Source organism: Microbacterium cremeum, from assembly GCF_015277855.1.
GTDB lineage: Bacteria > Actinomycetota > Actinomycetes > Actinomycetales > Microbacteriaceae > Microbacterium > Microbacterium cremeum.
Window position 1 is genome coordinate 1,000,738 of sequence record NZ_CP063812.1, and the last position, 12,858, is coordinate 1,013,595.

Here is a 12,858-nt window from a genome sequence, read left to right on the forward strand (position 1 = left end):
GAAGCGGTAGAGCATCGGCGGTCGGGTCGCCGTACAGACTCCCGTGATCGCGAGATGGTCCCGGTGGGAGGGCTACCCGCCGGGACCATCGCCTTCCGGACCGGTGCCCGCGAGCTCGATCACGCGGAGCAGTGCTGGGCCGGCTGTGCGTCGATGAAACGTTCGACATGGTCCCTCCTGAGCGGAGAGCAGCTTCGAATGAATGTCGGAGACCCGCCGTACTCTGGACCCATGTCGATAGATCCCGTTCCCGAGATCCCGGTGCCCGATGCGCTGGACCTCGTGGTCGAGGTGGCCGACATGATGTCGATCTTCGCGGCGCAGCGGCTGGCGCGCGTCGATGCGATGCGGCGGCAGGCGCTGGAGGATGCCGTACGGCATGGCCGTGAGCTGACCGACGTGATCGAGCGAGGGGTCCGGCTCGAGCTGGCAGCCGCGTTGCGGATCACCGAGCACGCGGCCGGAGAGCTGATCCGCCGGGCCGAGGCGCTGGTGCACCGCTATCCAGTTGTCCTGGCGTCCCTGGGGCGCGCCGCGATGACCGAGCGACACGCCGACATCCTCGTGAGCGGCCTCGACGAAGTGGAGCCCGAGTTGCGCGACGAGCTGCTGTCGCGCGCGCTCGAACTGGCCGAGACACAGCAGGTCGGGACGTTCCGGCGCTCGATGCGGAGGCTCATCGACACCGCGCGCGCGGTGACGGTCGCCGAGCGTCACGAGACAGCACTCGCGACGCGGCGGTCGGTGGTCGAGCACGTCGACGATGCGATGGCGTGGCTGTACCTCTACATTCCGGCGGTCGAGGCGCGGGCCATCGAGGGCCGGGCCACCGCCATGGCGAAGGCGATCGTGGCGCAAGACGGCGAGGCGCGCACGCTCGACCAGGCACGCGCCGACGTGATGTGCGACCTTCTGATCGAAGGACGCACCGACCTCCACCCGGCTGAGGCGCGCGGCATCCGTGCTGAAGTGGTCGTCACGGTGCCGGCGCTCGCCCTGCTCGCCGAGGACGACGTCGAGCGGGCGTCCGCCGGAATGGAGCCGGCCGTGGTCGAAGGCATCGGGCCGATTCCGCTCGAGCGGGCGCGTGAGCTGTGCGGCGGCGCGGAAGGATGGACGCGGGTCCTCACCCACCCCGAGACCGGGGCCGTGCTCTCTGTCGGCCGCGACCACTACCGGCCCCCGGCGTCGCTCCGACGCATCGTCAGGTGGCGTGCGGACCGGTGCATGGGTCCGGGTTGCGGCATGCCGGCGTCGCGGTGCGAGATCGATCACACGATCGCGTGGGAGGACGGCGGAACGACATCGCTCGACAACCTCGCACCGATCTGCCGAGGCCACCACCGGGTGAAACACCACGGCGGGTGGCAGGTGAGACAAGTGCCCGGCGGCGGGGGCGCTCTCGAGTGGGCGTCCCCCGCAGGCAGACGATACGTGGTGCATCCGGAGCGACGGGTGCCGGTGTTCCGGCCGTCGTCAGACAGCGACGCGCCCTTCTGACGCAGGACACGCCGGTTCCTGGCGCGCGATCAGCGCGGTTGGGTCGGTGCGGTCAGCGTGGTCCGTCCGCGGTCCGTCCGCGGTCTGTCCGCGGTCCGTCCGAGGGAACCGCGCTCGGGAAGATCAGTACCAGCCCGTCGACTGCGAGTGACCCCACGCCCCGCACGGCGTGCCATAGCGACCCGAGATGTAGCCCAGGCCCCACGCGATCTGCGTCGCGGGGTTGGTCTGCCAGTCGGCGCCGGCCGTCGACATCTTGCTGCCGGGGAGCGCCTGGGGGATGCCGTACGCACCGCTGGAGGAGTTGTACGCGTCATAGCGCCAGCCCGACTCCTTGCTCCACAGCGACACGAGGCATGCGAACTGGTCGTCGCCCCAGCCGTAGTTGCCGATCATGGCGCGCGCCGTCGCCTGCGCGTCGGCAGGGCTCGTGCCGCCCACCGCACCGCCCGAGGCGTACACCGGGTTCGGCGCGGCCGGCCCCGAGCTCGCCTTCTTCGCGGCAGCCGCGGCAGCCGCTGCCGCTTCGGCCTCGCGGCGGGCCTTCTCTTCGGCTTCCTGCTGCGCCTTCAGGGCGATCGCGGCGTCGAGCTTGCCGCGCAGCCCGTTGACCTGCTCGCTGACCGCGGCGGTCTCGGTCGTCACGGCGTCGGTGTAGTCCGCGACGTAGGCGTCGGGCAGGCTCTCGGCGCGGTCGAGCCGGTGCACGGCGGCTTCGAGAGCCGACGTGTCGACCGTGGTGACGGGAGCCCCGATGTCGAGGCCCGACGCTGCGATGTCGGCTGCGACGGTCTGTGCGGCGCTGATCGCGGCATCCGCCGCCGTGCGCGCGTCGTCAGCGGTGACCGGAGCGTCCGTGGCGACCTCGGCGCGGTCCGCCGCCGTCGGCACGGGCGTCGTGTACGACGCGAGCGCGAACCCCGTCAGCGGGATGCCGGAGGTGCCGGATGCCTCGGCCCGCGCCGTCGGCGCCGCCGTGGTGAAGGTCGCCGCAGCCAGGAGGCCGACGGCGAGCGTCGAGGCGATGAGGACCGGGCGGCGGCGGAGGCGGCGCTCGGCCCGGCGGAGGGTGCGGCGAGAAGGCAGGAAGGACGACTGGTGACGCATGAAGAAAGACCGGGTTCCGTATCGACGAAGCGCCGTCGTGCGGCGCGCTGTGCCCGTTCGGGCGGGCACAAGTCCCCGAGTCTGTCCGCCCTGTCTGGACGGTTCCGGTGCGTTACCTGAACGTTACATGCATGCGACCTGTGCCGGACGTCGAGCGAAAAGGCCAGATCACGGGCGTGCCGATGCCCGGAATCGGGTGCCACCGCCGCGCGTTGCGCTGTCACCAAGATGGAGGGCGACGGGCGCACGAGGGCCGAGCTCGCGAAGGGGAGGCCCATGGCGAAGGTGCTCCGGAGCGCGTAGCGCCGCGAACTACGATCGAAGCACCGCCTACCCCTGCCCGAGGAGACTCGACCGTGCCCGAAGCGCCCGTATCCGCAGCATCCGCCGATGTCACGACCACGGTCGCGCGTGCGCACGCGGACGACCTCGCAGCGTTCGTCGAGGCATCGCCGTCGAGCTTCCACGCCGCGGCCGAGGTCGCCCGGCGCCTCGAAGCGGCCGGGTTCACGCGTCTCGACGAAGCGGAGTCGTGGCCGGCCCCCGCGGGTGGGCGCTTCGTGGTCGTCCGCGACGGCGCCGCGATCGCATGGGTGGTGCCCCCGGCCGCCGACGCGGCGACGGGGGTGCGCATCTTCGGCGCGCACACCGATTCGCCCGGCTTCAAGCTCAAGCCCAAGCCGACGACAGGACGCCTCGGCTGGCTGCAGGCGGGTGTCGAGATCTACGGCGGCCCGCTCCTGAACTCGTGGCTCGACCGCGAGCTGCGCCTCGCCGGGCGCCTCGCACTCGACGACGGCACGACCGTGCTCGCCTCGACCGGACCCCTGCTGCGACTGCCGCAGCTGGCGATCCACCTCGACCGCGAGGCCAACGACCACCTCGCACTCGACAAGCAGTCGCAGACGCAGCCGGTGTGGGGCCTCGGGCAGGCCGAGTCCGCCGACATCCTGGGCGAGCTCGCCCGCGAGGCGGGGGTGGATGCCGCACGCATCCGCGGCTACGACATCGTCACGGCCGACGCCGCCCGCGGCGCGACGTTCGGGCTCGACGACGTCTTCTTCGCGTCCGGCCGCCTCGACGATCTCGCCTCGGTGCACGCCGGCGTGGTCGCGCTCGAGCGCGCCGCCGGAGATCTCGACACCGACCACATCGCGATGCTCGCGGTGTTCGATCACGAAGAGGTGGGCTCGGGCACCCGGTCGGGCGCGGCCGGGCCGTTCCTCTCCGACGTGCTCGAACGGCTGTGGATCTCGCTCGGGGCCGACCGCGAGCAGCAGCTGCGCGCGCTCGCCGCGTCGTGGTGCGTCTCGAGCGACGTCGGCCACTCGGTGCACCCGAACTACGCCGAGAAGCACGATCCGGTCGTGCAACCGGTGCTCGGGTCGGGTCCGATCCTCAAGATCAACGCGAACCAGCGCTACGCGACGGATGCCGCGGGCGCCGCCGCCTGGAACTCCTGGTGCTCTGCGGCCGGTGTCACCAGCCAGGAGTTCGTCTCGAACAACTCGGTGCCGTGCGGTTCGACGATCGGCCCGATCACCGCGACCCGGCTCGGCATCCGCACGGTGGACGTCGGCATCCCGATCCTGTCCATGCACTCGGCACGTGAGCTCGCGGGCGTGAGCGACCTGTGGGACCTCACGCGCGTCGCCGAGGTCTACTTCCGCGACTGAAGAAGCCGGCACCCCCGCGTGACGCGGGAGTGCCGGCCGGGTCCGCCCTGCGGACGGTTCCGGGGTCGTCAGCGCGGCAGCACGACAGCGTGCCCGGGCCCACCGGGTGCACCGGACCATTGCGGGCCGCCGGGCCCGCCTGCCCACGCCGGGGCGCCGGGCCCACCCGCCCATTCGGGGCGGCCGGGGCCGCCGGCCCAGCTCGGAACGCCCGGTCCGGGCGTGCCCGGATGGGCGGTCTCGACGATGCCGCCGTGGGTGAGGCTGAGGTGGGGCGCCGAGTGGATCGTCGTCATCGCCCCCTCGTCGGCCAGCAGCCCCTCCAGCACCTCGGACGGGTAGCGGTTCTGCGCCAGCTCGAAATAGCTCATGCTGTGCGCGATGACTCCCGTGGCTCGCAGGTAGTCGATGGTGCGCACGTTCGCGAGCTTCGCGACATCCCCCGTGTAATACGGGAAGGACTCGGGATCGGCGACCCAGCCGCTCACCTGCTCGACCGCGTCGCCGAGCCCGGTGCCGTTGGCGTTGACGTACGAATGCAGGTCGTAGCCGTGCAGGTCGAGCGTCTCGGCGACGAGCATCAGGGGCAGCAGCGAGAAGTGGGTGTACCAGATGCCGTAGTCGCCGACGCCGTTGTTGCGCGTGACCTCTTCGGGCATGTGGCCGTTCGCGTCGATCTGGTGCTCGACGAGCTCGACGGCACGCTCGTGCGCCGCCTGCAGGCCCGCGGCGTCGCCCAGGTAGGCGACCCCGGCGGTCGTGAGCTCGAGAGCCCAGCTGCCCCAGTTGTTGTCGCGATGCATGATCGAGTCGGCGACCGGCAGCGCCGTCTCACGCAGGAACCCGGCGAACGCCGCCTCGCGCTCGGCCGGCCAGGCATCCGTGCCGCGCAGCAGCTCGGCGGCGAGGACGAATGCGGGGAAGTGGTAGCTGAACGCCAGCGCCGAGTCCTCACTCGTGCGGACGCACTCGACCGTGCCCGTCCACGCGTCGAGGAAGGCGGCGGCGTGGGCGCCATACGCCGTGTCGCCGGTGAGGCGGTAGGCGAGCGCGAGCTGGTACGCGGTGTTCGCGTCGTTCTGCAGACCGTCGCGCGCGGCGCGGTGCGCCGTCGGGTTGTTGTAGAAGAACGGCACGAAGAACCTCTCGGGCGGTGCCGGCTGACGCTGCAGCCCGGCATCGGCGTCGTCGATCAGACGTGGGAACGCCGAGACCTGCGGTTCCACGCCGTCGCGCACGCGCTCGGCGACGGTGTCCAGACGTTCCTCGTCGTTGAGCACCGTGCCGCGCGCGCTCGATGCCGCCGGTTCGCCCGACCACGCGATGCAGTCGGCCGGTGCGGGCTCCGTCCGTTCGCTGACGCCGGTGAGCTCGACGCTGTCGACGACCATGCGCAGGTCGCGGTGCGCGGCGAGCGAGAAGCCGCCCGACGTGAAGGTGCCGTCCGCGACGGTGAGGGCAGGTGCGGCGGCGTCGCCGAGCGTGACGCTCAGCTGCGGCCCGTCGAGCCGCGCCGTCACCGTGACCCAGTTGGCGCCGGGCCGTGCGTCGGTGGCGGTGCGCGCGTGATAGGTGACGGCCGCGTTGCCGGCGGCTTCGATGACGGCGAGCTCGCCGTTGTTTCGCACGAGGATCGTGTAGCCCGACTGCGTGTAGTCGTCGGTGGGGCCCGCACGGTGGACGGTGAAGCCGGCCCAGGCCGTCTCGCCGCCGCCCTCCGTCCGGAACGTCGCGGTCGCGGAGCTGGTCGGCTCGAGCCCGTAGTCCAGGAGCGCCAGCACCGAGCCGCGCGTCGACCCGGGGGTCACGACGCGTGCCGTGCCGCCGGACGCCTCCCAGCTCCCGGCGGCCTGCGCCCACGCGCGCGACAACGTGTCGAAGTCGTCGCGGAACGTCGTGTCGCCGGTGGTCTCGGCGACGGCCGGCGGGGCGAGCCCCACGAGCGCGAGCACCAGGCCCGCGGCGATCGAGGACGGCCATCGGGTCTTCGTCATCGGTGTTCTCGGGCGAGCTGCTGTCAGGGGCATCCGGATCTCCTTCGATCGGTTCTCGCGCGGCGGTCCGCGCCGGTCAGTACACGCGGATGGACACCACGCGGACTTGGGGTGCGCCGTTGGTCGCGAGCGCCCGCAGCCGGAGCGCGGTCACGGCCGCGGCATCCGTCTCGTGCACGCGCTGCCGGCGGCGGTTGGCCTCCACGCGCACCACCTCGCGCCACGCACCGTTCTCCTCGACCTCGAGCGCGTAGTCGCGCAGCAGCTCGGGGAAGACGCGGTCGGGCGTGCGGTGGTGGTGGAGCGTGTTGAGCTCGACGTCCGTGTCGTCGTCGAAGACCAGACGGATGCTGCGCACCCGCTGCGGCTCGGACCACGCCAGCGTGAGCGACTCTTCGCCGGGCGCCGACGAATCGGTCCCCCGCGGTTGCGACATCCACAGGTTCGGCCCGCCGTAGTAGCGCTGGTACCCGCCGACAGCCTTCGACTCGCCGAACGCCTCGGTCGCGGGGCTCACGCGCAGGCGCGGCGTGCGCCCGCGAAGCGGGATCGCGGGCCACGCGATGACGCTCTCGGACTCCTCGACCGCGACGTTCGCGTCGCCGTCGGCCTGCGGACGATGGGGGAGCGCCAGCACGCCCGGGATCTGGGCCCGGCTCAGCACGACCGCCACTCCCTCCGCCGCCTCGAGCACGACGACCACGCTCTCGGGCTCCGACGGCGTCCACGACAGCGGCAGCCGCACCCACTGCGGTCCGGCGGCCGCCTGCACCGCGACCTCGACGCGTGACCGCGGATCGACGGGCACCGCGTTCTGACGGTGACCCGTCGTCCACAGCGTCGCGCCGAGCGTGGTGTCGCGCTCCACGTGCAGCAGCACGTCGACGTGGTCGAGCCGCGGGTCGACGGGCAGCAGGATGCCGAGATCGCGTTCGAGCGCGAACGGCTCCTCCGCGGCTCCGGGCACGAGTTCCGCCGGGTCGAGCGTGCGAGCCGTGCTCGACGCCGTGACCACGGCCCGGCGCGCGAGGTCGTCGGGATCGGAATTGCGGATGCCGAAGACCGAGGCATCCTGTCGCAGCATCGTCTGCCGAAGGGCCTCGGTGTGGCCGGTCGCGAGCTCGCGCGGACGCACGCCGAGGTCGAGCGCGAGCGCCGCCCCCGTGCCCGCCGCCTCGCCGCCGGCACCGCACGTGGCCATAACGCGCGTCGAGCCGAAAGCGACGTGCGTCGCCGAGATGTCGCGGCCCGCCAGCAGCAGGTTGGCCACGTTGCGCGAGTAGTAGCTGCGGAACGGGATGCCGTAGATGCCGTTCGAATAGCGCTGGTGCGCGCCGGCCTCGGTGGCGTACATGCCCTCGACGGGATGCAGATCGATCGACCACCCGCCGAACGCGACGGCGTCGGGGTGATCCACCTGGTCGAGGATGTCGTTCTGCGTCAGCACGTGGTCGCCGAGGAAGCGCCGGTACTCGCGCTTGCCGGGGAGCGCCCCCACCCACTCGAGGTCGAGGGTGGCCGCGTCGAAGCGGCCGGAGTTCTTGATGTAGTCCCAGATGCCGAAGATGACCGAGCGCAGCTCGTCGCGGATGAGCTCGTTCTCGTGCACGGTGTCGAGGTGGCCGCCCCACTCGATCCACCAGTAGTGCGCACCCTTGTCGCCCGACCGCAGGATGCGGGAGGTGGGGATGGGGGTCTGCGTGATGTCCTTCGCCGAGTCGGGTGCCACGAAGTCGACGGGGTGGCCGAGGTCCTTCGTATAGAAGAGGATCGTCGAGCCGAGCAGCTCGCCGTCGGCCTCCTCGGGGGCCCACGACTCGCCGAATTCGCGGGACGCCTCGCGTCCGATGCGGTACTCCGCGCCGGCGAGGTGACCCACGAGACCGTCGCCCGTGCAGTCCACGAAGTACGGGCTCGTGAACGTCGTCAGCGTCTCGGAGCCCATCGTCCAGCCGCGCACGGCGGTCACGACGCGCTCGCCGGCGATGTCGGCCGCGTCGACCTCGCGCACGTCGGTGTTCAGGAACACCGTGATGTTCGGCTCGGCGCGCACCGCGTCGTGCACGACCTCGTCCCAGATGATCGGGTTGCCCTCGGGGTTGCGGTACTGGTTCTCGACGTAGAGCTCGCCGATCACCCCGCTCTCACGTGCGAAGCGCTGCACGCCGTGCGCGGTCGCGCCCACGACCCACACCCGCACCTCCGACGACGAGTTGCCGCCGAGCACCGGCCGATTCCCGATGAGCGCGACGCGCTTTCCGAGCCGCGCCGCACTGATGGCGGCACAGACCCCGGCGAGGCCACCGCCGACGACGGTGATATCGGATTCGACGTTCTGAGTGCGCATGATTCCTTCGGAGCGGATCGGCTGGGGGGAGGGTGGGCGTGGTCGCGCCGCCAGCCCGGGACACGTGCGGCCCGGGCCGGGCAGGGGAGCGTGGTCAGAGCAGGCCCGAGATGGCGTTTCCGGCGGTCTTCATCGCCTGCGATGCCGACGACTGGCCGATGAGGACCGCCTGCACCTGCTCGGCGATGGCGGTCTCCATCTGCGCGTACGACGGGTACGCCCACAGCGGGCTGGGCGCCGCCGTCGACGTGACGGTCGAGGTGAACGCCTCGACGAACGCGTTCTGCGAGACGGCCTCCGAGGCGAGTGCCGCCTCGGTCGTCGGGGGCAGGCCGAGCTCGGTGAAGTACGCCTCGCTCTGCTGCGGGTCACTGGTGAGCCACTGCGCGAAGTCGGCGGCCGTGGCGGCGCCTTCGCCGTCCACCACGACGACGAGGTGCCCCCACAGCACGTGCTGCGGAGTGTCGCCGGACTTCAGCACGGGCCGTGCGATGGGCGTCATCTTGTCGCCGAGGGAAGCGTCGGGTGACTGTGAGACGACCGACGACTTGCCCACGGGGGCGTCGTCGTACAGCGCGGTCGCACCCTGCGCGAAGAGCGTGCGGGCCGCGGCGCGGTCGACGTCCGGTGCGATGAGTCCGTCGTCGTACAGCTTCTTGTACCACTCGACGGCTTTGACGGATGCCTCGTCCCCGATCGTCGACTCGCCGTCCTCGATGATCGGCGAGCCGAACGTCTGCATCCAGACGACGATGTCCTTGAGCTGAGCGGCCTTCGTGCTGGCCGCGTAGGGGATCACGCCGATGCCCTTGAGAGCGCGAAGCCCGTCCTCGAACTCCTCGATCGTCTTCGGGGTCAGCGAGGCACCGGCCTTGTCGAACAGCTCGGCGTTGCCGATCAGGCCGACCGCGCCGATGGTCCACGGCAGGCCCAGCTGCTTGCCGTCGAGCGACCCGGCGCCCAGCGCGGCGTCGGTGTAGCCGCGCCCCTGGGCGAGGGCGGAGAGGTCGGTCAGCTTGCCGAGCGCGGCCAGAGCCGACAGCCACGCGACGTCGAGCTGAGCCGCGCCGGCGAACTGGCCGCCCCGCACCTGGAGGGTGAGCTGGTTCAGGTACTCGTTGTACGGGTAGGTGCTGGTGTCGATCGCGATGCCGTCGGACTTGGCGAAGGCGTCGAGCGCCGACTGCACGGCGGGCTTGGCCGCCTCCTCCGACAGGCTCCACGACGCGAACGCGAAGTCCGTCGGGGTACCGGCGCCCCCGGGCGTGGCCGCCGGACCGGACGAGCCGTCGGGGGCGCAGCCGGCCAGGCCGAGCACGGCAGCGCCGCCGAGCCCGAGCACCGAGTACCGCAGCATCGAGCGCCGCGAGATTTCCGTTGCCATGAGTTCTCCTTCGAATCGGATGAGGGTGATGCGGGATGGACGTCAGCCTTTGACCGCGCCGGCCGTGATGCCGCCGACGAGGTAGCGCTGGAGGAGGATGAAGGCCACGCACACCGGCACCGACACGATGAGCGATGCCGCCATGAGCGCCGGCCACGAGGTGCTGGCCTCCGAGATGAACGTGTTCACGAGCCCGGGGGGAAGGGTCTGCCGGTCGGGGCCGGCGAGGGTCAACGCGAAGATGAAGTCGTTCCAGCCGCGGACGAAGGCGAAGAGCCCGGCCGCGACGAGGCCCGGTGCGGCGAGGGGGAACACGATGGAGTGGAAGATCCGCCATGGCCCGGCGCCGTCGATCCGGGCGGCCTCGATGAGGTCGTCGGGCAGCGCGTCGAAGAAGCCCTTCAGCATCCACACGCACAGCGGCAGCGTGAATGTCGTGAACGACAGGATGAGCGCGAGGTAGGTGTTGAGCAGTCCGAACTGAGCGAACACCAGGTACAGGGTCACCAGCAGCAGGGCCTGGGGGAACATCTGGCTCGACAGCACGAAGTACATGAGCGACTTGCGGCCCGCGAAACGGTACTTCGAGAACGCGTAGCCCATGTACATCGACACCGCGACCGCCAGCACCGCGGTGATGACCGAGACGATCACGCTGTTGCGCAGGTAGCCGAAGATCAGTGGGTTGCCGAGCACCGTGGCGTAGTGATCGAAGCTGATCTCGCGGGGGAACAGCGTCGGCGGGAACGTGAACACCAGGTTCGTGGGCGTGAGCGAGGTGACCAGCAGCCAGTACACCGGCGCGAACCCGAAGAGCGCGATGACCGCGAGCGAGATCCACATGCCCCAGCGGATGCGGCCCCGGCGGCGGCGCGTGATCGGCGGTGCGGCGTCCTCAGAGGTGAGCACCGGGGGTGCGGGGGCGATGGTGCTCATCGGCGGGCTCCCTTCTCGCCGCGCTCGGAGAGCCAGACGTACAGCACCACGAGGACCGTGAGCAGCGCCATCCAGAGGATGCCGAGCGCGCCGGCGTGGCCGAGGTCGTAGCCCTTGAAGGCGGTGTCGTACACCTCGGTGGCGAACGTGCTCGTCGTCCCGGCCGGGCCGCCGCCGGTGAGCACGAAGATGGTGTCGAAGTGCTGGAAGTTCCAGATGAACTCCAGCAGGATGACCAGTCCCGCCACGCCGCGGATGTGCGGCCAGGTGACGGCGAAGAACCGCCGGATGGTGCCGGCGCCGTCCATCGAGGCGGCCTCGTGGAGCTCTCCCGGCACGGTCTGCAGCGCCGCGAGCATCATCACCATGATCCAGGGGAACGTGTTCCACGTCTTCGCGATGATCAGTGCCGCTCGTGCCGTGTCGGTCTGGAAGAGCCACGCCACCGGGCTGTCGATCGCTCCCAGAGTGATCAGCATCCCGTTGAGGACGCCGTAGTTGGCGTCGAAGATCCACATCCACAGGAACGAGACGACGACGCCCGGGATGAGCCAGGGGATGAGGAACGCGCCGCGGAGGAATCGCTGGCCCGGGAAACGCTGGTTCAGCACGAGCGCGAGCGCGAGGCCGATCAGGAAGGGCGCCACCGTCGCGCCGACGGTGAAGATGAGCGTCTGCTGGACCAGGCGGCCGAAGTCGTCGGTGAGAACGGCGAGGATGTTGTCGAGCCCGACGAAGGTCATGCCCGGGTACAGCAGGCTCTCGTCGAAGAACGCCGAGACCAGTGACCGGATGAGCGGGTACAGCACGATCGCGCACAGCAGCACGACGCCCGGAAGCAGCAGGAAGGTCAGGAAGGTGCGCTCGCTGAGGGGCGCGCCGCGCTTTCGCCGAGCAGCGGTGTCGGGAGCCACCACGCTGGATGAGGTCATCGTCGTCCTTCGGGATTCGGGAACCGGGGTCGGCAGCGACCCGCGGCGACGGCACGATCGTTCCGTGCCGACTACAGAGTGCACGACCTGCGCATTTCATGCAAGCGCTATGCACTATGTGCATAGAATGTGGTGCATACTGGGAGAGGCCCAACGACGGGTCGCGCGAACGGAGGCACGATGCCCGCGGAAAAGGGTGCGAATCAGAGCGTCGAGAAAGCGATCTCGGTGCTGGAGTCGTTCGCAGGCGGCGAGCCGATGCGGGTGGGCGACGTCGCCCGGGCCGCCGGGATCGGCCAGTCGACGGCATCCCGTCTTCTGGCCACGCTCGAGGCGGGCGGTCTGGTCGAGCGGGATCCGCAGACCACGCTCTACTTCCTGGGGTCCGAGCTGCTCACCCTCGCCGGAGTGGCGATCAACCAGAACCGGGTGCATCGCGTCGGCCGCCAGATCGCGCAGAATCTCGCCGGGCAGCTGGGCCTCGGCGTGAACATCGCGCTCCTGCGCGACACCGAGCTCGTGTATCTCTGCAACTTCGAAGGGCCGCGCTCGCCCAAGTCGCACACGCTCATGGGGCAGCGGGTGCCGCTGCACGCGACGAGCATCGGCAAGTCCACGCTCGTGGGCACCTCGCGCGAGAAGCGGACGAAGCTGATGCCCGAGCTGGTGAGGTTCACCGAGGCGACCATCACGTCGCACGAGGCGCTCGACCGCGAGGTCGCGCTGATCTCGCGGCGCGGATACGCGACCGAGGTCGAGGAGTTCGTGCTCGGCCGTGCCTCCGTCGCCGCGCCGATCCTCGACCAGTTCGGCAGGATCACCGCGGCGGTGTCGATCTCCGGCCCGCGCACCACGATCGACCTCGAGACCCGCGAGGCCGAGCTCGGCCGCATCGTGATCGAGACCGCCGACCGCATCAGCTCCGGCCTCGGCTACCAGGGCCCGGCCGGCTGACACCCAGCGACCCCCGGTGTCGGCAGGC

The 12,858-nt window shown here is 70.9% G+C and carries 9 protein-coding genes; 3 read left to right on the forward strand and 6 right to left on the reverse strand.

Features of this window, described 5'->3' with window-relative positions:
* Positions 1-231: 231 nt before the first annotated feature.
* Complete coding sequence (locus tag IM778_RS04270; protein ID WP_228484746.1) at positions 232-1,500, forward strand: HNH endonuclease signature motif containing protein; 1,269 nt, start codon at positions 232-234, stop codon at positions 1,498-1,500.
* A 123-nt stretch (positions 1,501-1,623) separates the two neighbouring features.
* Here IM778_RS04270 and IM778_RS04275 read toward each other — a convergent pair whose 3' ends face one another.
* A complete protein-coding gene (locus IM778_RS04275; RefSeq protein WP_194410839.1) occupies positions 1,624-2,607 on the reverse strand; it encodes an aggregation-promoting factor C-terminal-like domain-containing protein in 984 nt (327 codons plus the stop codon).
* Between the two features lie 356 nt (positions 2,608-2,963).
* On the opposite strand from IM778_RS04275, the gene IM778_RS04280 reads away from it, so the two are divergent.
* Entirely contained in the window at positions 2,964-4,283 is a 1,320-nt protein-coding gene (locus tag IM778_RS04280) for a M18 family aminopeptidase (RefSeq protein WP_194410840.1), read from the forward strand.
* 68 nt (positions 4,284-4,351) lie between these two features.
* Here IM778_RS04280 and IM778_RS04285 read toward each other — a convergent pair whose 3' ends face one another.
* The 5 genes from IM778_RS04285 to IM778_RS04305 all read right to left on the reverse strand — a co-directional run bounded on the left by IM778_RS04285 (position 4,352) and on the right by IM778_RS04305 (position 11,876).
* Positions 4,352-6,277, reverse strand: coding sequence for an alginate lyase family protein (locus IM778_RS04285; protein WP_194410841.1), 1,926 nt, complete (start codon positions 6,275-6,277; stop codon positions 4,352-4,354).
* Positions 6,278-6,353: 76 nt separating this feature from the next.
* Entirely contained in the window at positions 6,354-8,624 is a 2,271-nt protein-coding gene (locus IM778_RS04290) for an FAD-dependent oxidoreductase (protein WP_194410842.1), read from the reverse strand.
* A gap of 94 nt (positions 8,625-8,718) precedes the next feature.
* Entirely contained in the window at positions 8,719-10,008 is a 1,290-nt protein-coding gene (locus IM778_RS04295; protein WP_194410843.1) for an ABC transporter substrate-binding protein, read from the reverse strand.
* 42 nt (positions 10,009-10,050) lie between these two features.
* Positions 10,051-10,944 carry a carbohydrate ABC transporter permease gene (locus IM778_RS04300; RefSeq protein WP_194410844.1) on the reverse strand — a complete coding sequence of 298 codons (894 nt, stop codon included), beginning with the start codon at positions 10,942-10,944 and terminating at the stop codon, positions 10,051-10,053.
* Positions 10,941-11,876 carry a carbohydrate ABC transporter permease gene (locus IM778_RS04305; protein ID WP_194410845.1) on the reverse strand — a complete coding sequence of 312 codons (936 nt, stop codon included), beginning with the start codon at positions 11,874-11,876 and terminating at the stop codon, positions 10,941-10,943. Before IM778_RS04305 ends, IM778_RS04300 begins: the two co-directional genes overlap by 4 nt.
* 180 nt (positions 11,877-12,056) lie before the next feature.
* Here IM778_RS04305 and IM778_RS04310 point away from each other — a divergent pair, with 180 nt between their 5' ends.
* Positions 12,057-12,830 (forward strand): IclR family transcriptional regulator, encoded by a 774-nt coding sequence (locus IM778_RS04310; protein ID WP_194410846.1) that lies wholly within the window; start codon positions 12,057-12,059, stop codon positions 12,828-12,830.
* Positions 12,831-12,858: the final 28 nt, after the last annotated feature.